Consider the following 23741-nt stretch of genomic DNA (forward strand, 5'->3'; position numbering starts at 1 on the left):
CGTCTGTAATCTATGAAATTTTTAATGTTCCGTCGGCTGCTATCAAAATTCTAAAGATTACAGGCCGCTATTTATCGCGATAATCTATTTGAATTCAACCATTTAAAAATTTCAAATCCCGATCTTATCTAAATCCAAAACCCACCTAAATTTTTGAGTTCGGGTGGGTTTCCCTAATTAACCTCTGCGTTTAGAGTTGTTCCATAAAAAAGTTTATCTATTTTAGGGGCGTGTAAAAAAACGATCTCTACAATTATTTCGGCTCTATTGAGGTATGATGTTCTCTATTCGTTCTCTCTGCTTTCTTTTACTGACTCTGTTTTTCGGCATCATCACTGAACTTGCTTTATCACAGCCAAGGCAGCCTGTTGATTTTGAAGGTTTCCGTTCCGCATTGGATGAAGCCCAATCAGATGATGAAAAGCTCGAATCTTATATTTCTTTCTCATTTACAGAATTTCGAAATATTCCGGACTCTCTGTTCAAAATTGCACAAGAGATAGAAACTCTGGAGCAGGCATCAGCGAAAAGAAAAGATGCCTATCGCAATTTTGTGCTTGCCTTTGCCTGGCGGCAAAGTAACCGCGACTCTTCTCGCAATTATGCAGAACGTGCATCCGATCAGTTAAAAGAGTTGAATAACCACGTGAACTACTTACGGTCTCAAAATCTACTGGGTTCTGAGTATGCCCGCTATGGCAATACTTTAGGTGCAGAAGCTGTTTTTATGCAGGCTTTGGAGTATCAATCGGAAAATGAAGTAACAGACTACCCGGAGCACTTTTTCTATGGAAACCTGGGAAACATTTACTCACGTGTAGGCGCGTACGATCTGGCTGTAGAGATGTACCGGTATGTTTTGGACAACAGTGAAAGATCATCAGACCGGTGTAATATCCTCTCAACACTGGCGGTAAATCTCTCCAGGCTTGAAAACTATAAGCGTGCCCAAGAAACGCTTTCCCCCTGTTTGGATGAAGAAGATCTCATTCCACCTATTGCTTCTGTAGTTCAGTCAAATATGAGCCAAATCATGCTCGACTCCGGTGATATCACATCAGGATTGAAATATTTGGAACAGGCCGCAGCTATCAGCTTCGAAAATCGTGTTCCAAATATGGAGCTGGCTCATCAAGTCAGATTGGGAAGGCTCTATCTTGAACAAGACATGCTGGATGAAGCCGAGGAGATTGAGATTAGAATCCTTGATGATCGGTTCAGATCTGGTCCACCAAATATTTTAATCGATAAGCATCTGTTTCTGGCAGAACTAAGCAGTCTGAGACGTGATTATGATGATGTGTTGTCATATTCGAATCGAGCTATCGCACTTGCCCGGCAAATGAATATGACCCCGCTTTTAAAAGATGTTTACTCTCTGCGATCCGAGGCATATATCGGATTGGACAACTTGGATGAGGCGATTGATGCCGCAAACAGTCAGATTGAACTAACTACGAATATCAGCCGACAGAAAGAGAATCAGGAGCTTGCTAATGCGAAAGTCCGCCACCAGCTCATTCAGTACGAAACAGAATTAGCAAGTTCGCAAACAGTTTTAAACAACTTAACCAACCAATTGGGAGTTGTTGGAAGTCTGTTTTTACTACTAAGTCTCGGATCAGGATTTCTCTACTATCGATATTCCAATTCCAAAGCTGAACAAGCCCTTGCCATAAAAAAACTTTCCGAAAGTGAGACCCGAAGGAAAGAGCTTGAATTGGCCATCAAAAAGCAAAAAGAAATTTTTGATAAGAAGGACACCCAGGTTTTTGTCCATATAAACAGCAGCTTAATGCTTGCTGTTGAAGATATCCGCTACATTCAATCTGATGGAAACTACGTTCGTATCTTTCTTGCCGATGAGAATAAACCTCCTATCCTTGAACGATGCACTCTCAAACATTGCGAATCCATTTTACCTGAAGATTACTTCCGAAAAGTTCACCGGTCTACGATTGTAAATCTACTTCACATTGTTCAGGTTGATGGTGAACATCTTACGCTCAAGGATGGAACCACAATTAAAATGGCCCGGCGAGCCAAGAAAGAGTTTTTCACATAAAAGCCATACCCGATAGCGAGTATGGCTTTACATCAGCTTTTTTGATGTAATCAGTATTCGGTGATTACCAGTGTTGCATTGACTGTTTCGTTATAAAAAGTACCAATCCAGATATTGTATAAACCTTCCTCCGGATCTTCAAATACAACTCCGGGATTAATACCTTCTAAATCATCACTAAAGTACCACTCGCCGTTTGGTGCATTTATCAATAATACCGTGTCATCATTACTTTCAGCTTTTATGGTAAGCGGTAAGCTTCCCGGTGTATAATAGAAGTCAAACGAAGGCTCTATGGTTACATACCCACTGTAACCCATTTCAGACAGATCGTATGACCCTGACAGACTAATCGATTGAGTATAAGGATCCGGTGAAAACCCGGCCTCTAAAGTAATATCTCCTCCGATTGGTATTTCTCCTACGTCAGGCCCGCCTTCACTATCCACATAAATATCATCATCCTCTTCATACAGCACTTCAGAAACTTTCACCAGGGCGCTGCCGGCTGTCTCTTCATAACTGCCCACCCAGATCATATAGGTTCCGCTTTGAGGATCTTCAAATTCTACGCCGGGATTGTACCCAACAAAATCATCATTGAAGTACCATTGATCATCCGGCCCATAAACCAGCATTATAAGATCGTTATCGGCCTCTGCACTGATAAAAAGTGGATAAGCCCCTGAATTATATTCTAAGTGAACGGTTGCCGGTGATGTTGTGAATCCAAAATAATTGAAGTTTTCAAGGTCGATATTTGGACTCAACTGAACGGAATGCGGCCAGGGATCGGGGGTAAAGTCGCTGTCTAAGGTAATCGTTCCCTGAAGCGGAGCCGCGGTAATGTCCGGACGAGACCGTCTCTCTTCCAGCTCTCGCTGTCTCTCTTCCTCTTCGCGCCGGATCCTATCGGCTTCCTCACGTTCACGCTGTTCGGCGAGTTCTCTTTGGCGTTCTTCACTCGCCAACTGATCTATTTCGGCCTGACGAGCAATCTGCTCAATCTCCTCCTGCACTTCGAGCATCTGTTGCTCCACATCTTCATTCTCCGGCATGATTTCCAGAGCCTGTTCATAGAAACTTACAGCCCCCTCTAAATCATCCGTTGATCTTGCTTCGTCTGCCTGTTGAACCAATTCTGCCACAGCCTGTTGGTTGGCTTCCTGTTCGGCCAGCCTCTGTGCTTCAGCACTGTTCTCTGTCATCAGATAAAATCCACCCGCCGAGAACACAACAATCAGTAATACGGCTGCAATAATCCATGTTTTCATCGAATCGGAACCTCCCCGGCTCTGTTTTACCTTTTTGGGAGTTTGTATTCCCTTCTTCGTTTTTGCACTGCCTGAAGCAGATTGTTGTGGAAGTTGTGCCGACTCAATTTTTTGTGTTTTTCGTCCACCTCCAACTTTTGGAGTCTTGGCCTTCGGTATTTTAATTTCAGGCCAGTGCCCCGTTTCCATATACTTTTGCGTAACCTCTTTTAAATCCCCGGATTTTGGCCTTTCTCCCGGGTTAGCACTCATCATCAATTTAACGAGATTTTTAAAGCGGGATGAGAAGTGATCGGGTAGCTCAGGAACTTCCGCACCGCTGTTCAGACTAATTCCGCCGTTGCCCATCCAGGGCACATTTCCTGTTGCCAGCTCATACACCAATACACCGAGAGAGAAAATATCACTCGCCTCCATATTTTCAGGATTCGCAGTAAAACGTTCGGGCGGAGCATAGGCTATTGTCATCGATTTTGAACTTCCCGTATGCTTTCTCAGTGTACTTCTCAATCTTCCGCTGATTCCAAAATCCGTCAACAAGTAGGAACCGTTGCCGTCAATTAAAATATTATCCGGTTTGATATCCTGGTGGAGAATATCCTTGCTGTGCAGATACTGCAAACCTGCAGAGATCTGTGCCAGCAACTTCGCCAGCTCATCCTCATCCATATTGCCCTTTTCAATAAGACGTCCCTGAAGTGAACCGCCCTCAATAAATGGCATCACCAGGTAGGGCCGCCCTTCCCAAACATCAAAGTGACGGGCTGTAAGCAATACGGGATGATTGAGGTTTAAAACAACAGCATATTCACGCCGGAACTGCTTCAGCCCGTGCTGATCCATCCCTTTATCCGGGGCATAAATTTTGATCGCAACGGTTGCGTTTTCAGCCATCTGGTCATTTGCCTTCCAGACTTCAGAGAATCCCCCGATTCCAATTCTTTCAATGAGCAGATAGCGATTTGCAAATAGTGTATTTGGTTCCATAACTGTTATTTCTGATTAATAACTACTTTTAGAGTTGTATCCCCGATGGCGATAATATCCCCGGGTTTAAGTTTTTTCCCACCTTCATCAATACGGCTGCCCTGTACCAGAACCCCGTTTGTTGACCGGTACCATCCCGGCACTCCGCCTTTTTCTCTCCACTGTCCATCCCGGATGTACCAGTGATAGTCATCACTGTTGTATTCAAGTGTGGCGTGAAAATTGGAGATATACTCCGTGAAATATTCGGCTATACCGATGTCGTTTGAAAAGGGGTTTTCGGTATTGAACCAGCCGATGGTAAGCACCCCGGCTGATTTTGAATTCTTTAAATTTGTCAGGTGATATTCACGCCCGATCTCTTCTCCATTTTGAACCCGTAACACCCAGTCCGATTGTGGATATACTTCCGGACCCGGCTCTTCGCGGACCGGTTGATAACCCAATACAGACAATACTTCATCTATGGTCCCAAACCGATCTTCCGGCCGGTATCGAATACATCTGGAAATGATCTCCACCCATTTTTGATCCGGTGAGCTCTTTTCAAGTGCAGCGCGATCCCACTTCTCTTCCTTTTTTTTCTGCTCATAAGCCGCCATATCTTTCATAAACTCCTCAAAAGGCCCAAAGGGCAACCGGCCTCCGGTAATCAGCTCATACATCATGGCGCCGAACGCGTAAACATCATTTGACGGGCCCATCACTTTCATCGCCTGCTTCGGGTCAATCTGTTCAGGGGGTGAGTAGGTACCCGTGGCAAAAACCTCTTTGGCATGTCCCATAAAATTGGCAACCGTGTGGCGCTTCTTGATGGAAGCAGAAATTCCAAAATCGGCCAGTTTTGGGACTCTGTTCTCATCGAACAGAATATTTTCCGGTTTGATGTCTCTGTGGATAATTCCTTCATCATGCAGGTCTTTCAAGCCCATCAAAATACCGTGAGCGATCTCATCCAGTTTTTGAGAACCGAACGTTTTCCCAACCAGGTCGCGCAAATTCCCGCCGGTACAGAGATCCATCACCATGAATGGATTTCCCTCCAGCATATCAAAATCGTGGCTGCGAACAATGTAGGGGCTGGTAATCCTGGATCCGTAGTCGTACTCTTGGCGAAACCTTTTGGCAAATTCAATTCGCTCGTGCGGCATAAAGGTCCACATCTTGGTCAGCTTCAACGCGTACAGATTCTCCATATCGCTGATCTGGTACACACTGCCAAAGCCGCCCTCACCCAGCTCATTTTCAACCCGGTAAGTCGCTTTTTTCGAAGCAACTTTACTGCCTCTGTCGATATGTATAACTCCGGGTGAACTCATTCTTCGCTTTCAGGGATTTCTACCCTGAATACCTTATCTCCTAAAATGATTAATGACCCGCTTTCAACAGTCGTCTTACCCTTTACCTGTATAAAAGTCGCCCCGTTACTGCTTTTATCTTCGAGCGTCCATTTTCCATCTTTATGGGTAAATGTTGCATGTTCTTTCGAAGAGATGGAGCTGTTCTCCGGAGCCAGGTTCGTTCGATTCAGTGATATTTTTTCACCTTCATATGCCTGCTCAGCATTCTTATTTTCATCAACCAGAATCAGTTTGGGTTTTGGAGCCTCTTTGGAAATATTAACCTGCCCAATTCTCATTGTCTTTGCGCCGGATGGTGCTGCCGGTTTTGATTTTTCAGGCATGGGAGCAGGTTGCTCTTTGCTTAGAGATTCATCACTCCCTTTATATCCGCAATTTGGACAGGGGCTATCGCTGGCAGGTTTGTTACGCAGGGGGTAGTAGCCGCAGGCATCGCACTTTAAGATGCTCGCATCCACGGGCTCAGACATCTTCTTTGGTGATGCATTCTCACCATCCCATGCAGGAGCGGAAGCGACTTTTCCCCGTACGGTTGCCGCACCCTGGTCGCCTGAACTTGCTGCAGGATTACTTTGAGCCTGACCACCACTGCCTGAAGACGTCAGTTTTGTGCCGCATTTTACGCACACTTTCACGTCTGATTGATTCTGATATCCACATTCGTAACATCTCATTGTATCGGGGTTTAGTTATTGACTTGTTTTTCGATTGAACCGGTTGAGGTCGTATCTGCCGTGCTATCAGCATTTGTGCTGTCAGGCAAAGCAGGCTGGGTACTCATGGTATCCTTAGGTTCTTGAATCTTTTTTCCGGGCTCTGTCAATGTTGTGTCTTTTTGAACCGGAGGAATCTGCTGTCTGACAGAATCTTTTTCTTCCTCTGAAGGCCTCTCGGCGTTTCCGGGTGGAAGTGGGCTTTGTTCATCCGGTGTTTCTGAAGGTTCTTCAGCAGGTTCAGGATCAGGATCAGCCACCGGTGGTTGTTCTTCTTCAGGCGGATCAACATCTCCCGGCTCATCTTCAATTGGCGGGTCTTGATTCGTTTCTGCAGAATCAACCGGTTCCTCGGTCTGACCGGTATCTCGATCTTGTATAACCGGATCTGCATTCGCCTCGGGTGATCTTCCATCAAAGTAAATCCAGGCGGCCAATACGGCTATTACCACAATCAAAACCCCGATCATCAAGCTCTTGGATGAGTTTTTCTTTCGCAGAATTTGTGTCGTCGTGGTTTTAGATTTGATTTGACTCTGTGCAGCCAGATCTGCTTCTGACGGTTCTGCTCCCTCATGCACTTCAAGCATCAGGCAAGTGATATTATCGCCGCCTCCGGCTTCATTGGCAGCTTTTATCAGCTTTCCGCAGGTTTCGTCAATGGGTCCGCCATCTTCCAGAACAGACTCAATCTGTTCATCACTCAGCATTCCATTCAGACCGTCACTGCACAAAATCAACTGGTTTCCCTTGTAGAGTTTTGTTGTTTTAACAGAGGGCTGAGGCGGGTTTTTTTCATCCCCCAGGCTTTGCGTAACAATGTTGCTCTCCGGATGAACTCTGGCCTCCTCGGGCGTCATATGATTCTCTTCAACCATCTGCCACACCAGGGAGTGATCTTCGGTAAACGGATAAAGTGGTTTGTATCCGTTATAGATGTAGCAGCGGCTGTCGCCCGACCACGCCACGTGAACCGAATCCTCCACTACCCAGGCAATAATGAGCGTTGTGCCCATTCCGGCCGTGTCGAGGTTTTTATGCTGATGGTTAACAACTGCCTGATGTGCTTTCAGAATAGAACGGGCAAGAAGGCCTTCCCGCTCTGATACGGAATCCGGGAGTTCATCGAGTGCGTCGAAATCCTCTTTTACCGTTTCCTGAGCCAGGTGAGAAGCCACTTCGCCGGCGTTCTCACCGCCCATTCCGTCGGCAACAATCAGAAGCGCACCCAATTCGGAAAGGGAGTGGACTTCACCTCGTTTAAACCCCCATTTATGATTGGACAGATCTTTACAGATCGCAAAATCATCTTCATTGTGAGTGCGGGAACGACCGACATCGGTAATTCCAAATATGGATATTTTTTTAATCATCCCGTGTGCTCTTAACCGCGATTTAAATTTTGATTACTCATTATCTGGCGACCCGGATAATTAAAAATTTATTAGTGGCGTAACCATCTTTATTGAAGTAGGTGTGTAAATTACGTCACCCCCTTCTGATATCGTTGCCTGCTGATACCTTCCTGTCACAAGACCGATCGCCGTTGGTACCCCGTTATTCATCGTCAATACGGGCCCTCCTGAGTTCCCTGAATCCCAGCCGGCTTCGGTGACATGTACCGTACCATCCTGAATACCTGACAAGGTCACTTTTGCCGTTGAAAAATAGGGCTCAAGATTTCCTTCAACCCTGTACTCTGCACCGTACGAATATCCCAATACAAACAGATCTGTACCGTTTCTCAGATTTTCCGACAACGGCTTATCAAATGCCATACCATCACTATAGTCGGTTTGCATGTACGCCCAATCGGCTCCTCTGAAGTATTCAGGTATTCTTATAGAACCCACCCCATTACTGTTTGGCATTTCCCATGGAATGAATCTATCCATAGATTCATCCTGGATGAAATCTTTATTAGTAAACTCCAGGCTAAACTGACCATCATACGATTGTGCAGTAAAATGAAATGAAGCGCTCCCACCACTGTGCTCTATTAAATTTGCCTGAAAAAACGAGCCTTCTTCAGTACTTGTTCCGTACATATCTATACAATGCCTGGCCGTTACAAAAATTCCTCCCTCTATTAAAAACCCGGTGCACATTATATTTTCCTCCTGAATTTCGTACCCGTTTCGTTCTCCATCAAATTCTGTTACCCACCCTTTAATAGACATTGCCATTACATACGGCTTCAGTTCTTCAATTACGTCAGCATAGTTCACTCCACCGGATACATTTCTCAAGCTGTCCAGCTGTCGCTGGCTTCTCTCTTCAATGGCGGCTAATTCTCGTTCAAACTGTTCCCGCTCGCGGATCATTCTTTGCCTGTCCCGCTCGATTTGTTCTTGAGAAATCTGAAAATTTTCTGCAAGATCACTATTTCTCGCATTCAAGCTTGCGATAGAATCAGCCTGTGCTCGGCTGATTTGATTTTGTTCGGCAATTAACTCTCTCTGTAAATCGGTTTCCATAGTTAAGTTATAGATCATATAACCGGAACCACTCATTGCCAGAATGAAAATCATCAAAAATGAAACCGCCGCAGTTTTATACGGCTTGATCGCCTGCTGCATCACTAGGTTCATCTTATTAGTAAATCCAATCTTTGCCGTTCCGGCTTTGGTGGTGTTATATCGCAACCTCGGCCCCTCAACAGAGAGCTGAATCTCATCCCCGTTATTCAAAAAATATTTATTCTGTACCGGCCGACCATTCACCAGCGTTGGGTTCGATTTGGACAGGTTGATGATGAAGGTTTCATCCCCCTTGCGCTCAATAGCGGCATGCTTACGGCTAACCGTAGGTGTATCATCGCCAAAGGATACCCCGCATTTACTGTCACGCCCCAGTTCCACATAGGGAACAACAATGGTTTCGAATGAGCCCTGGTTTTTCTTTGCTGTAGATGTCAGATACTCTAGGGTATAGGTTGGAATATTGGCCCCGCTGAGAATTTTCATTCCCGTTCCAATAGATTGTGTAGCTCTGTTTGCCATAACTGTCGGTATTGGTTTTAATTAAAAGTAATGATCCCCGAATCGGGTATAGTTGCCGTGGATATGAGAACTTTTTCCTGCTCATTTGCCAATTCAATGGATTCATAAGACTCTACCCCGTTCCGGTGATAGATCGTTACCTCCGCCATCCCGTTTTCGGGATTCCCGTCTTCACACCCATTTCGTGAGAAGAGGTTTGTGTAGATTTCATAATCGCCCTCCTTCGGGGCCGCAATATTCCAGACCTCATAGCCGGGGCCACAGGTATTATCAACCGTCAGCTCACCCTCAACTCCCTCAAATGTTCTGCTGTTATACATGAACTCGTTTCCATCCGGATCTACTACATGAAGGTCCACATCGTGATTTGCTGTACTCCAGGACATCACTACAACCAGAAACCGTGCATCCCCTTCAATTTTTTCCAGATCTTCCTCACAACCGGCACGGCCCTGTTCACACTGTTCCAGTTCCTCACGTGTTGATTCAGCCTCTTCTTCCATCTCACGAATCTGCTGCTCCAACTCCTCAATCAATCTCAACTGATCTGCCGGCTCCTCCTCATCAAGCCTGGGAATCAATTCAGAAATCTCTTCAACTGATAAGCCAAGAGCCGCAATCTCCTCAGCAATGCGCTGTTGCTCTTCATACTCCTCAACCGGAACATCCATTTTGGGTACAATCACATATAAAATGATTACCGCCCCCAGTGCTCCCGAAAGCAGGTCCAGAAATGACGCCCCAAATACGTTAATCTGCTTTTTAGCCATCAGGTCACATCAATTTTGTTGATGAAATGCTCAATCACATACTCTTCAATGTCGTGATGCAGGGTCTCAGTGGCCTCCTGTAGGCTGTGGTAGCTGAACATCATAATTAAGCTCAGGACCAGTGCAACGAGAGTAGTGTCAAATGCCACAGCAAGGGTTGATGTGATCAGGTCGATGTCTCCGGTATTGGCTATAGCCAGTGACTGGGAAATACCCAGAATGGTACCCACAAAACCGATGGACGGAATAGCCCATAAAAGGTACCGGATACCGGATTGGCGGCTTTCAGATTTATCCCTGTTGATCCGGCTTTGCGACTCCACAATCATAAAAGCAGACTCGGCAGACTGATTGGCCCTGAATTTTGTACACGCCTTTTTTACGATCTGCAGAAGAAAGTAATCTTCGCCTTGACCCTCACTGTACTTCTGCTGAAGATATTGGCTGATTCGAAGACGAATCTTATTGATTTCGGTTTCCCCGATCACTCTGTGCTCCTCTTCCGGCAGTAATTCAGTAGAGAAATAGGCCCGCTCAAATCGATTTTTTCTGCTTTGGAAACGGATCTCCAATAGCCCCCACACAAAACAGAAAATGGTGATAAACTGAACATATCCACCGGCTGACAGACTCCCGCCCAGCAGGATGGAGATGCGGTGCAGTGAAGGAAAGATTTCACTTCCTGTGTTGATGTAAATGAGAACGATAATCGCCTGGATAAATAAGGCCGTTGCAAATGCCAGTAGTACCCTGTTAGCCCGATCCAGCGAGTTCGATGATTTTGTCAAAATAGTGCTGTTGAATGATCCTTTGCCCAAATAAAATCACAAAAAACAGTACTGACAATTTTATGTGATGAACGGTTTATAAAACGTGACGAAATGCATACTAAACACTTCTCAGAGACTCTAACGAGCGGTTAAAACCTTTTATCCCAATCTTACCTCCCTTTAAAAAACTGAACCAATTCTGTCGGAACGAGAAAATTTACCCCCCTATTTTTCCAATTGCTAAACAGCCTTGCATGGAGGATCAAAGACGAAGTCACAGTAAAGATCACTATCACTACAAATAATCCTATCAACTCCCTACAAGTAAAAGATGTAGATTTTAAATATTGGTTTGAGGGTATTCTTATCAACGGGGACGGTTATTTCCTTTAAAGTATTTGGAGTTGAAAGTATGATCAATCAGCAGTGATGTGTGGTGACATTCCACTTCATAAAAGGTATTAGATCAATATTAAAGTACAGACTCAGAATCCCCAGGAGTTTAAGGCGATGATATTGCGGGAGAATAAGTTGGAAGAAAAGAGTATACACTTTAAGAGGAAACTTTGACGTTGGACACATTGTTAATTATACAGAGAGCAAAAATTCATTTAATGAAATGAAATATTATGCCACTTTTAGATAGAAGCGATTTAAAATACGACTACGATTGGTCATCAGAAGCGGGTAAAGAACCCCGAAAGGAAGCAACACAACAAAAACCTTCTAATACAAATGTTTTCCGCCCGAAAGAAGGCAATAAGGTACTTGATTTTATAAATGAGTATGCAAAAAGCCGCAATATCTCGGAAAAGGAAGAGGCACGTAATCTTGAACCTCTGCTTCAGAAAAGACTTGAAAAAGAGGATGGGATTTCCAAAGGGGAATTGGAAGAATGGTTGGATACGCAGCGAAAACAGTAATGTTACTTTAAGTTCAGAAAAAACATAGTCGGTGTCGGAATGGCCCGACTCCTCCAAAGACTTCTAAATAAACAACTGAATGAAAAACAAATCCGAAGCACACTCAAATCAACCAAATAATCATTCAGTAAAAGATGATCATAGTCCTGACGGTCATGATCACCACGATGAAAACGATCACGGTGACCACTCCCACCACGACCATCACAAAATGATGGTACAGGATTTCAAATTCCGTTTCTGGTGGGTGCTGGCCTTAACCATTCCGATTCTTGCACTCTCGCCTATGATTCAACAGTTCATGGGAGTGGATTGGAGTTTTTCCGGTGACGAGTGGATTTTGGCCGCTCTCTCCACCGTGGTATTCTTCTTTGGCGGATGGCCGTTTTTAACAGGCTTGGTGGATGAGCTTAAGGAAAAACAGCCCGGTATGATGACCCTCATCGGGCTGGCGATATCGATTGCCTACCTCTACAGTACAGCCGTTGTGTTTGGGTTTGAAGGAGATCTGCTTTACTGGGAGCTTGCCACACTGGTGGGCATCATGCTATTGGGCCACTGGGTCGAGATGCGGTCGGTAATGAGCGCATCATCTGCTTTGGAAGAGCTTGCCGAATTGATTCCCGGAGAAGCACATTTAGTTAAAGAGGATGGATCTACCGAAGATGTATCCGTCGATCAGCTTCAAAAAGGAGACAAGGTTCTGATCAAACCCGGAGAAAAAGTACCGGCTGATGGGATTGTAGTTGATGGAAAATCCAGCGTTAATGAAGCCATGCTTACCGGAGAATCCAAACCGGTGGATAAAACCGATGGGGACGAAGTCATTGGTGGGTCGGTCAACGAAAAAGGATCACTCACAATTGAAATTTCCAAAACTGGCGATGATTCTTTTCTATCGCAGGTCATGAACCTGGTGAAAGAGGCGCAAGAGAGCAAATCCAAAACACAGGATCTTGCCAACCGGGCAGCGTTTTGGTTAACAATCATTGCTATTACCGCCGGACTTCTCACCTTTGGAGCCTGGATATTTTTTACCGGCGAGAGTTTCGATTTTGCCATGAACCGAACCGTGGCCGTAATGGTGATTACCTGTCCGCACGCGCTGGGACTGGCCATACCGCTGGTTGTGTCAATGTCTACCAGTATTGCCGCTTCTAACGGATTCCTGATCCGAAACCGTGTTGCTTTTGAACAGGCGCGAAACCTGGACGCTGTAATTTTCGACAAAACCGGAACGCTTACCGAAGGTACATTTACCGTTACCGATATCCTGAATTTTGACGATGAATTTTCTGATGACGAAATCCTGAAATATGCTGCCTCGCTCGAAACCAACTCCGAGCACCCACTGGCCAAAGGGATTTTAGAAAAAGCGGACGACACGTTTGATGTAGAAGAATTTGATTCCATTACCGGAAAAGGAATTCAGGGCAGGGCAAACGGTAAATCGGTGAAAGTCGTGAGTCCGGGCTACATTCGGGAACAGGAGATAAACTATCCTGAAGAACAGGTTGAAGAGATTTCTTCACAAGGAAAAACGGTCGTGTTTGTGGTGATTGACGACTCCCTGGCCGGAGCGATAGCCCTCGGAGATCAGATCCGGGAGTCGTCAAAAAGTGCAATCAAAGCCCTGCATGAGATGGGCATTGAGTGCATCATGCTGACCGGCGATAATCAACAAACCGCTGAATATGTGGCCGGTGAACTTGACATGGATCAGGTATTCGCTGAGGTGCTACCGGATGAAAAAGCCGATAAAGTGAAAGAGGTACAGGGACAGGGCAAACTCGTAGCCATGACCGGCGACGGTGTGAATGACGCTCCTGCTCTTGCAACTGCCGATATCGGAATTGCCATTGGCGCCGGATCGGATGTAGCGGTAGAGACCGGTGATATCGTGCTTGTTAAAAACAACCCGAAAGATGTGACAGCACTGATCAAGCTATCGAAGTCAACTTATGGGAAAATGGTACAAAATCTGTTCTGGGCTACCGGTTACAACGTAGTGGCCATTCCGCTTGCGGCCGGTACTCTCTATGCCTGGGGAATTATTTTAAGTCCTGCCGTGGGAGCAATTTTGATGTCGCTCAGTACGGTGATTGTAGCGATTAATGCGCGGCTCTTGAAGTTGGAAGAGTAGTTTTTGATTCAAGATTTTAAAATGGGCTCTAAACCCAAAGGAGCATAAAAATAATTTCTTTTCTACAAGAGAAGTTTACCCGGTGGTTCTTTTGAGTCATTTCTATATATTTAAAATGAACACTACTTAATCTCTTGCCCTATGTCCTATCGCTACAATTTTTTAGCTTCTATTCTGATCTTTTTGATCGCAGCACCTTCACTCTTTTCTCAGGGAACCCAGCTTCTGCGTGAACCTACAATTTCCGAGAACAGTATTGTTTTTGTTCACGCCTACGACCTTTGGAAAGTTCCACTCTCAGGTGGTAAAGCAACCCGCCTTACAAGCAATATCGGGGGTGAAAGAGCGCCTCATTTTTCTCCCGATGGCAGTATGGTCGCCTTCACAGGACAATACGACGGCAACTCTGATGTATATGTGGTTTCAGCTGATGGCGGGTCACCCGAACGTCTAACCTGGCACCCCGGGGATGATGTAGTAACAGGCTGGTCACCGGATGGGAAGATCCTGTTCCGTTCATCACGTGATGGCCATCCCACTCAGACAAATAGAATATGGAAGGTAAGCCCTGACGGAGGTACGCCCACTGTACTACCAATTCCGCGAATCGCCAGTGGTGATATATCTCCCGACGGACAATATATCGCATACAATCCCATAACATTCTGGGATCCCGAATGGAGGAACTATCGCGGCGGGCAGGCGCAGCCAATCTGGATCGTCGATCTTGAATCATACGACCTCATTCAAACCCCAAGAACCGACAATGAACGCCATACCGATCCGGCCTGGCTCGGAGATGATGTGTTCTATCTGTCTGAAAGAGATTACGCAAACAATATTTGGTCCTACAATCCTCAAACCGGTGAAGAGAAGCAGTGGACATTTCACTCGCAGTTTGATGCAAAAAATATTGACGCCGGTTTTGGCATGGTCGTCTATGAACAAGGCGGATACCTGCATCTACTGGATCCTGAAACCGGAAACAGTGAGCAACTTGAGATAGACGTAGCCGGTGATATGAGCTATGGCCGCACCCGGTGGGAGGAACCATCGGCCGGAAATCTGAGTAACGCCTCAATTTCACCTACCGGAAAACGAGCGGTATTCGAATACAGGGGTGAGATCATAACGGTACCAAAGGAAGACGGAACATGGCGTAACCTTACAAACTCATCCTCTTCAGCAGAACGATATCCTGTTTGGTCACCCCAGGGTGATAAAATTGCCTGGTTTTCTGATAAAAGCGGGGAATATACACTCATGATTTCTGACCAGTTTGGTTTGGAAGAACCCCGGATGATTGAACTCCCCAACCCAACATTCTATTTCCGTCCGGATTGGTCGCCCGACGGACAGCACATCGCTTACACCGATACGGACTACAACCTCTGGTATGTTAATGTAGAATCAGGTGATGCCGAGCTTGTAGACACCGATGGATACGCACACCCAAATCGCACTTTGAATCCGGTATGGTCGCCCGATAGCCAATGGATTGCCTATGTGAAGCTTCTCGACAACCAGTTCAAAGCTCTTCATGTACACAATGTGGAAACAGGTGAGACACATCAACTGACTGATGGCATGTCGGATACAATTACTCCGGCGTGGAGCGAAGACGGTAAGTACATCTGGTTCCTGGCCAGCACCAACTATGGACTAAATACCGGCTGGCTAGATATGAGTTCATACAACATGCCGGTTACACGTGCCCTCTATATGATTGTGCTCAATGACGATGAACCATCGCCGCTACTGCCGAAAAGTGATGATGAAATTGCAGAATCAGAAAATAAAGAAGATGACAGTGATGAATCTGAAGATGAAATCAGAGTAGTTATTGACACTGAAGGCATCGCTGAACGCACCTTGGCTATAAGTATTCCCGAACGGAACTATACAGGACTTTTGCCCGGCCCCGGAGGTTCAGTTTTCTATACGGAAGCAGTCCCGAACGAAGGAACCAGGCTTCATAAATATGATCTTGATACGCAGGAAAGCAGCCTTTTCATGGCCGGTTTTAATGAGGGAGCGGTTTCTCACGACAGAAAATCCCTGCTCTACAGAAGCGGCAGCACCTGGGGGATAGCAGAAACAGCCACCGGTGAAAAATCACCCGCCGACGGCGCAATTGACATTTCAGGTATTAACGTAAAAGTTAATCCCAATGAAGAGTTTACCCAGATTTTCCGTGATGGATGGCGTTTTATGCGAGACTTCCTCTATGTTGACAACATTCACGGCGCTCCCTGGGAACAAGTTTATGAGTGGTACGCTCCCTGGGTTGAACACGCCAAACACCGCTCTGACCTGAATTACGTATTGGATATCATGAGTGGTGAGGCAGCTGTTGGTCACTCATATGTGGGAGGCGGTGACTTTCCGGATCTTGAAGAGGTTCAGGCCGGTCTGCTCGGGGCAGATATCTCCCTGCAAAACAGCAGATTTCGAATCGACAAGATCTACACTGCAGAAAGCTGGAATCCTGATTTAAGGGCGCCACTTTCAGGCCCGGGATTAGACGTGAATGAGGGAGACTTCATTCTGGCTGTAAATGGGAATCCCATCAGCCCGGACGAAAATTTTTACAGCTATTTTGAAGGCACGGTAAACCGTCAGGTTCAGTTGCTCATAAACGATACACCCGACGAAGAGGGTGCCCGTCTCGTGACAGTCGTTCCAATTGCCAATGAAGGTGGTTTGAGAACCCGGGACTGGGTAGAAACCAACCGGCGAATGGTTGATGAGATGTCTGACGGACAGCTTGCTTATGTGTGGGTACCTAATACAGGCCAGGGCGGCTACACTTACTTCAACCGTTACTATTTTTCACAGCAAGACAAACTCGGCGCAGTGATTGATGAACGAAATAACGGCGGAGGGTCAGCTGCAGATTATATGGTCGATATCATGGCTAGGGAACTACACGGGTTTTTTAACAGTAAAGCAGGTGACCGAAAACCGTTTACTACACCGGGTGCCGGAATATGGGGACCCAAAGTAATGGTGATGAACGAACGAGCCGGCTCAGGCGGAGACCTCCTTCCATTTCTTTTCAGAAAGATGGAGATTGGCCCGCTGGTTGGAACCAAAACCTGGGGAGGACTAGTGGGAACTTGGGATACGCCACCCTTTATAGATGGCGGATATTTTGTAGCACCTCGCGGTGGGTTCTATAACCTTGACGGAGAGTGGGATGTAGAAGGAGAAGGCGTAGAGCCCGATATTGAAGTGATCCAAACTCCAAAAGAGGTCATTGAAGGCCACGATCCTCAGCTGGAACGCGCGGTTGAAGAAGCACTGCGGATGCTCCAAAACTATGAAAATCCGATAGTGCCCACCCCTGAAGATCCCGTACGATGGAAACGTCCTGACCGATTTGAAATGGATAACGAGTAATAGAAAATTTGGTCATCAAAAATTTCAGAGCATTATTTAAAGCAAAAACGGAAGTCTCCCCACCAATGGAGAGACTGAGAGGAGTGCTGAACAGATTTTTCAAGTATTGAATTAAATCCTCATATATCACCTTTTATAAAGAGAAAACCGATGACAATTTTCATAAACCGATCTTAGTGTTTTATGGACATTCAAAACAAAACAGCAATTGTAACAGGTGCCAGTCGAGGAATTGGACTGGCGATTTCAAAAGCACTCATCAATGAAGGCGTAACCGTTGCAGGATGGAGCCGGAATCCACCCGATTCGTTCACCAATGAATATTTTCACCATATCAAAGTGGATTTAACCGTCGAGTACTTAGTCAAAGCAGCTTATGAGAAAACCGTAAAAAAGTTGGGCAGTTTTATCCCTATCCTCATCAACAATGCAGGAATGGGATACCGCGGGCCTACCGAGGAGATGCCAAGCGACAAGTGGCGACAGCTTTTTGACCTGAATGTGCACGGTCTGTTTTATACAACAAAGCACGTGATACCTCAGATGAAAAAAGAGAACTCAGGTCACATCATTAACATTGGGTCGGGAGCGGGCACAAACGGTATTGCAGAAATGAGTTGTTACTGCGGCACCAAATTCGCCGTCAACGGAATCACAGAATCACTCCACCAGGAGCTTCGTGATTTTGGGATCAAGGTCAGCTGTCTGTCTCCGGGATCTGTGGATACCGGATTCTCCCAATCAAAGAAAAACAAACTGATGCCTGAGGATTTGGCCGCATCTGTCGTCCACATGCTCAGGTGTCCGAAAAACTTCCACTACACAGATGTTCAGGTTCGGCCGCTGCAGCCTTAAAATACTTTAGTGGAAACGTGATTGAAATTTATGAAGCGGGATTCAGTAAAACAGATGCTCTGTATAAAGCTTTACTCGTAATACAGAATTCTGCCGTAATTAAGTTGGTGTTAAAATAGATTCCTGCATTTAGCGGAACTACCATTTCATATCATTCATTTTATTAATAAGTGACTTATTGGGTTAATCAAAATTAAGAGGCGAATACAGTGAAAAAATTAAAAAAAGAGAACCTTAACCTTGTTTGCGATACAAGCCGGTTTGAATTTGAAACCACAGAAGAGATCTCGGCAAAGACAACAATTATCGGACAAGAGCGACTCTCCTCATCCATGGAACTTGGAGTAGATATTTCCAAAGATGGATACAACATTTTTGCTCTTGGCCCAAATGAAACCAATCGCTTGAGCCATATACAGCATTTTCTTGAAGAGAAAGCTACTGATAAACCCACTCCCTCAGATATTTGCTATACAAATAATTTCGATGATCGCTATAAACCAAATGTTCTAAAGGTTCCTGCAGGCAGAGGAATGGAGCTAAAAAAAATGATGGATCAGCTCATTGAAGACTTGGTTCCAACTCTTCAATCTTCTTTTGAAACAGAAGAGTATCAAAATAGAAAACAGGCACTGAAGAACAGGTTGCAGGAAGAGCAGGATCAAACATTTGAAGATTTACAGAAAAAAGCTCAGGAAAAGGGTCTTGCATTGGTTCGCACGCCTGCGGGTTTCTCATTCACTCCGATGAAAGACGGTGACCTGATGGATGAAAACGATCTCCAAGAACTCTCTGATGAAGAAAAAGAGAGGCTGGAAAAAGAGACTAAAAAGTTGCAGAAAGAGCTGCAGAAAATCATCCAGAAAATGCCTGTCAATAAACGGAAAATCCGTGATGAACAGAAAGAGTTGGACAAAGAGATTGCAACCTATGCCATCAAAGAACTATTTAAAAAAATAAGAGAAGAGTTTTCAGATCTGGACAATGTACAGGATTTCCTGGATAGCGTTGAGATGGATATCGTAGATAACGTTCAAAAAATTATGACTCCACATGGTCAGCAAGGGCAGGGAAATCAGCTGATGCAGTTAGCCGGTGGCGGCCAACAAATTCAGCAGCAAGCAGATTCATCCCAAAACCAGATTCTGGACCGGTATAAAGTAAATGTTCTTGTAAATCACAGTGAAACAGAGGGGGCGCCGGTGATTTATGAAGACAACCCAAGCTACAAAAATCTTGTCGGACGGGTTGAATATCAGTCGAGAATGGGTGCACTGACAACCAATTTTAATCTGATTAAACCCGGTGCATTTCACAAGGCTAATGGCGGCTATCTGATATTGCACGCCCGGCAGCTACTGATGGAGCCATTTGCCTGGGAAGGATTGAAAAGAGCTTTGAAATCGGGTGAACTGAAAATTGAATCATTAGGTGAATCTTACAGCCTGATCAGCACTGTTTCTCTGGAGCCGGAGCCGATAGATCTTGATGTAAAAGTTGTACTTGTCGGTGAAAGGATGCTCTATTATCTGTTGTGTGAGTTGGAACCGGAATTTCATTCACTCTTTAAAATTGAAGCCGACTTTGAAGATGAAATAGATAGGGATGACGGCAATCAATCTCTTTATGCGCAGCTGCTCGCCGGATTGATTGAAAAGAATGAACTGTTGCATTTTCATAAAGACGCCGTGGGTCGCGTAATAGAACAAAGTGCACGCATGGCCGGCGACAGAGAAAAGCTTTCAGCCAAAACGCAGGATATCGTAGACCTGCTGATAGAGTCATCTCATTGGGCCGAAAAAAATGACCACGACGTCGTGCAGCATTCAGATGTTGAAAAAGCAATTGAACAAAAAGTTTACCGTTCCGGACGACTGAAAGACAAAATTCACGAAGCCATTAACCGTGATTATATATTTATCGATACGGAAGGAGAAGAGACCGGTCAGGTAAATGGACTATCGGTATCTATGATCGGAAATTCCACATTTGGCCGACCTAATCGAATAACCGCACGGGTTCAGCTCGGTAAAGGTGAAATCGTTGATATCGAGCGGGAAGTGGAGATGGGTGGTCCCATTCACTCGAAAGGCGTCCTGATCCTAAAGGGATTTCTGGGTGAACGATATGCCAAAAACCAACCTCTTTCGCTGTCAGCAAGTATTGTGTTTGAGCAATCCTATTCAGGTATCGACGGAGATAGCGCTTCAACTGCTGAACTGTATGCGCTGCTCTCTGCTATCGGCAAGATTCCAATCAAACAAAATTTTAGTGTAACGGGATCAGTCAATCAACATGGCAAGGTACAGCCGATAGGCGGCGTGAATGAAAAAATTGAAGGCTACTATGATATCTGCAAAGAACGCGGCCTTACAGGAGAACAGGGAGTATTAATTCCAAAAGCCAACGAGAAAAACCTGATGCTCAGAAAGGATGTCAGAGATTCGGTGGAAGATAATAAGTTCCACATTTATTCAGTTGAAACAGTGGATGAGGGTATGGAAATTCTTACCGGGCTCGAGATTGGGAAACCTGACGATGACGGAGTCTATCCGGAGGGAACAATCAATCGTAAGGTAACAGATCAGCTCAACCAGCTTGCAGATAAAAGACGTGCATTTTCAACTCCACAAAATGGACAAAATCAATCATGACTGATTCAGAAGAGACTTCCATAAAGATGACGGAAATACTGGTGGCTCTCGACCATTCGAGCCACAGTCGTGCCGCACTTGAATCAGCCGCATTTATCGCAGAACTAATGGAAGCAAAAATTCACGGGCTCTTTGTTCACGATAACCAATGGCTGCGGATCAGCAAATTATCATCCCTTTCCGAAATCGATGAACTTACAGGGAGAATCTCACCTATCGGCAGGGAAGCCGTAGAGAGGGAGATACAAAAGCTTGAAAGATCCATTAGAAAACATTTTGAGATTATTTCCAGGCAGCATCAGCTGCCCCACCGGTGGAGCACCGAGAAGGGAGAAGTTGCTGACAAAGTATTAGAAGCAGCTGAAAATTGCGACATTATTACGATTGGCAGTAAAGGCAGATCTTACTCAAGAACAAAGAAGCTGGGCAGTACAGCGGCAACTATTATCCGATCTGCGAACAAACCGATTCTGATACTGCAAAAACGACACAATCTCAATTACCCGCCCATTGCAATCTTTGACGGTTCAAAAAAAAGTATTTCAGGTTTGAAAATTGCAGAACAGATTGCCAGAAGAAACGAAACTCATCTGACAGTCATCGATCTTTCCAAAGCCTTTCCATCAACCGAAAAAAGTGGACAGGCTTTGGCAGGTTTGAAAAATGACACAAAGATTCTGCAGTTGAATCAGCCAAATATGGGAAGATTTCTTTTTATGATAAATAAACTTCAGGGCGGTTTATTGATACTGCCAAAGAATGAGCGGTATACCAGAATAAATACCATTGAACATATCCTGGATAGTGCGGATTGTCCGGTATTACTTATCAACTAAAACTGAACTCTTTTCTCAATCGTCACTTACCTTAAATGCGACCCTGTTTTCGCAACTGCGCTGCTGATTTCCATTCATCTTAATCATTTAATACTTCAGTTCTGGCAAGGTATAGAAGAGGGGCCGAATCACTTATAAGTCCAATACTGCAACCAAAATGACGTAGTACGGCAGTGTATATCTTATCAGAGAGCTGTCCGTCTTTCAGTAAATCCTGCAATTAATTCGTACATTATCAGCTTAAGAACTGAATTACTTTACAGATGATAAAACGCTACTTTTCTACAACGGGATTACTGATTGGTACGCTTTTTTTTGCTCTTTCTTTGTCTCCCACACTTATTCCCCGGCCTGATACTGTTCAGGGCATTATTTCCGGGCTGGCACTCGCTTCAGGATATGGGGTTGGTGTTTTTAGCATCTGGATATTGAAATATTTTGAACTGCCTCAGCCCAAAGAAAAATCTCAGAGAATTTTACAAATCGCAGCAGGTTCATTTTTCCTCCTGATAACTGTGATCTCACTTTGGAGAACAACGATTTGGCAAAACTCACTGCGCCAGCTAATGGGTATGGAAGCTGACGCGTTCGTGCAGCCGGTTGTGGTAGGGTTAATCGCAATTGTTGTCTTTCTCGCTGTTCTTCTTATTGGCCGCCTTTTTCTAATAACGAAACGGTTTCTGGCTAACAAGATGGAGAATTATGTTCCACCGCGAGTCTCTTTTGTATTCGGACTCATAATAACGTTTATCCTTTTTTGGCTCATTATAAACGGTGTTCTTTTTTCACAATTGGTTCGTATGGCCGACTCAACCTACCAGCAGGTGGATGCGTTAGTTGAACCGGACCATGAAAAACCAATTAATCCGATGAAAACAGGCAGTGCAGAATCCATTTTATCCTGGGATGAAATGGGCCGACAAGGCCGGCGATTTCTTACTGAAGGCCCATCTGCCTCTGATATCCAGAACTTTACAGACAGCACAACGATGGATCCCATACGAGTTTACGTGGGAATGCATGCATCCGAAGATTTTAATGAACGGGCTGATATGGCGCTGCAGGAGATGATCCGCCAAGGTGCATTTGATCGATCAATACTGATTTTGATTACCCCATCAGGTACCGGCTGGGTTGATCCCGGTGCAATTGAAACAGTTGAATATCTGCACAAAGGGAATATCGCTAGTGTTGCAGCACAGTACTCCTATCTGCCGAGCCCGCTGTCTCTTATCGCCGAAGAAGATTATGGTTCGGAAATGGCCCGGGCTCTCTTTCAAAAAGTGTACGGTTACTGGTCTTCCTTGCCGGAAAGCTCCAGACCTGAGCTTTATCTGCATGGCCTCAGCCTCGGAGCCCTGAATTCTGATCACTCCTTTGACCTTTATGATATCATTTCAGATCCGTTTCACGGAGTGCTTTGGGTGGGACCGCCCTTCAGAAAAACTACCTGGCGAACTATTACTGAAAACAGAAATGAAGGTTCACCGGCCTGGCTGCCAGAATTTCGCGACGGTTCGGTTGTTCGTTTTGCAAACCAGAATGGTGGGCTTGAATCCGGTGATGCAGAGTGGGCGTCATTCAGAATTGCTTATTTACAATATGCCAGCGACCCAATTACCTTTTTTGACACATCCATTTTCACACACGAACCGGACTGGATGAAATCACCACGCGGACCTGACGTATCGCTCTACCTTCGCTGGTACCCCATAGTAACGGGACTACAAGTAGCCGCTGATCTTCTTACGGGAATAGGAAATACACCTCCAGGTTACGGTCATGAATATGCGGCCGAACATTACTATGACTCCTGGCTGGCTCTTACAGAACCGACAGGTTGGAGTACTGAGGAAATTGCACGACTTCAGCAGTTTTTCAAAAACAGGTCACATCGTTAAGTTAGTTTTTTAAATAATTTTTTGTTGAAAGTGTGTCTTAACAAAATTGAGTATAGCTTTCGATTTCACAAGACCTGACAGGTTT

Annotated in this window: 15 protein-coding genes; 8 read left to right on the plus strand and 7 right to left on the minus strand. The window is 45.1% G+C overall.

The features are described from left to right. Nucleotides 1-274: 274 nt before the first annotated feature. The gene (locus CWD77_RS13675; protein ID WP_101074149.1) at nucleotides 275-2065 is read left to right on the plus strand and encodes a LytTR family DNA-binding domain-containing protein; all 1791 of its coding nucleotides are present in this window, start codon (nucleotides 275-277) and stop codon (nucleotides 2063-2065) included. Between the two features lie 50 nt (nucleotides 2066-2115). On the opposite strand, the gene CWD77_RS13680 is transcribed toward CWD77_RS13675, so the two are convergent. The 7 genes from CWD77_RS13680 to CWD77_RS13710 are packed head-to-tail and all read right to left on the minus strand — an operon-like array spanning nucleotide 2116 to nucleotide 10960. Then, complete coding sequence (locus CWD77_RS13680) at nucleotides 2116-4326, minus strand: serine/threonine-protein kinase (protein WP_101074150.1); 2211 nt, start codon at nucleotides 4324-4326, stop codon at nucleotides 2116-2118. Nucleotides 4327-4331: 5 nt separating this feature from the next. Then, a complete protein-coding gene (locus CWD77_RS13685) occupies nucleotides 4332-5645 on the minus strand; it encodes an FHA domain-containing serine/threonine-protein kinase (protein WP_101074151.1) in 1314 nt (437 codons plus the stop codon). Then, nucleotides 5642-6361, minus strand: coding sequence for an FHA domain-containing protein (locus CWD77_RS13690; RefSeq protein WP_101074152.1), 720 nt, complete (start codon nucleotides 6359-6361; stop codon nucleotides 5642-5644). The genes CWD77_RS13685 and CWD77_RS13690 overlap by 4 nt, the downstream gene beginning before the upstream one ends. Before the next feature lie 11 nt (nucleotides 6362-6372). Then, complete coding sequence (locus tag CWD77_RS13695; protein WP_101074153.1) at nucleotides 6373-7773, minus strand: protein phosphatase 2C domain-containing protein; 1401 nt, start codon at nucleotides 7771-7773, stop codon at nucleotides 6373-6375. Between the two features lie 60 nt (nucleotides 7774-7833). Next, the gene (locus CWD77_RS13700) at nucleotides 7834-9402 is read right to left on the minus strand and encodes an FHA domain-containing protein (protein WP_101074154.1); all 1569 of its coding nucleotides are present in this window, start codon (nucleotides 9400-9402) and stop codon (nucleotides 7834-7836) included. 17 nt (nucleotides 9403-9419) lie between these two features. After that, on the minus strand, nucleotides 9420-10172 hold the full coding sequence (locus CWD77_RS13705) for a hypothetical protein (RefSeq protein ID WP_101074155.1): 753 nt from the start codon (nucleotides 10170-10172) through the stop codon (nucleotides 9420-9422). Then, entirely contained in the window at nucleotides 10172-10960 is a 789-nt protein-coding gene (locus CWD77_RS13710; RefSeq protein WP_165779159.1) for a MotA/TolQ/ExbB proton channel family protein, read from the minus strand. Before CWD77_RS13710 ends, CWD77_RS13705 begins: the two co-directional genes overlap by 1 nt. A gap of 611 nt (nucleotides 10961-11571) precedes the next feature. Here CWD77_RS13710 and CWD77_RS13715 point away from each other — a divergent pair. The 7 genes from CWD77_RS13715 to CWD77_RS13745 all read left to right on the plus strand — a co-directional run bounded on the left by CWD77_RS13715 (nucleotide 11572) and on the right by CWD77_RS13745 (nucleotide 23656). Then, the gene (locus CWD77_RS13715) at nucleotides 11572-11865 is read left to right on the plus strand and encodes a hypothetical protein (RefSeq protein WP_101074157.1); all 294 of its coding nucleotides are present in this window, start codon (nucleotides 11572-11574) and stop codon (nucleotides 11863-11865) included. A gap of 79 nt (nucleotides 11866-11944) precedes the next feature. Then, nucleotides 11945-14008, plus strand: coding sequence for a copper-translocating P-type ATPase (locus CWD77_RS13720; protein WP_101074158.1), 2064 nt, complete (start codon nucleotides 11945-11947; stop codon nucleotides 14006-14008). Between the two features lie 141 nt (nucleotides 14009-14149). Beyond that, complete coding sequence (locus tag CWD77_RS13725; RefSeq protein ID WP_101074159.1) at nucleotides 14150-17410, plus strand: S41 family peptidase; 3261 nt, start codon at nucleotides 14150-14152, stop codon at nucleotides 17408-17410. A 183-nt stretch (nucleotides 17411-17593) separates the two neighbouring features. Continuing rightward, nucleotides 17594-18265 carry an SDR family oxidoreductase gene (locus CWD77_RS13730; protein ID WP_101074160.1) on the plus strand — a complete coding sequence of 224 codons (672 nt, stop codon included), beginning with the start codon at nucleotides 17594-17596 and terminating at the stop codon, nucleotides 18263-18265. Between the two features lie 209 nt (nucleotides 18266-18474). Further along, nucleotides 18475-20919: a Lon protease family protein gene (locus tag CWD77_RS13735; protein ID WP_206018029.1), complete on the plus strand. Its 2445-nt coding sequence runs from the start codon at nucleotides 18475-18477 to the stop codon at nucleotides 20917-20919. After that, on the plus strand, nucleotides 20916-21755 hold the full coding sequence (locus CWD77_RS13740) for a universal stress protein (RefSeq protein ID WP_101074161.1): 840 nt from the start codon (nucleotides 20916-20918) through the stop codon (nucleotides 21753-21755). The genes CWD77_RS13735 and CWD77_RS13740 overlap by 4 nt, the downstream gene beginning before the upstream one ends. A 263-nt stretch (nucleotides 21756-22018) precedes the next feature. Beyond that, nucleotides 22019-23656 carry an alpha/beta hydrolase gene (locus tag CWD77_RS13745; protein ID WP_101074162.1) on the plus strand — a complete coding sequence of 546 codons (1638 nt, stop codon included), beginning with the start codon at nucleotides 22019-22021 and terminating at the stop codon, nucleotides 23654-23656. Nucleotides 23657-23741 lie beyond the last annotated feature (85 nt).

The sequence above is a fragment of the Rhodohalobacter barkolensis genome (assembly GCF_002834295.1).
Taxonomy (GTDB): Bacteria; Bacteroidota; Rhodothermia; order Balneolales; family Balneolaceae; genus Rhodohalobacter; species Rhodohalobacter barkolensis.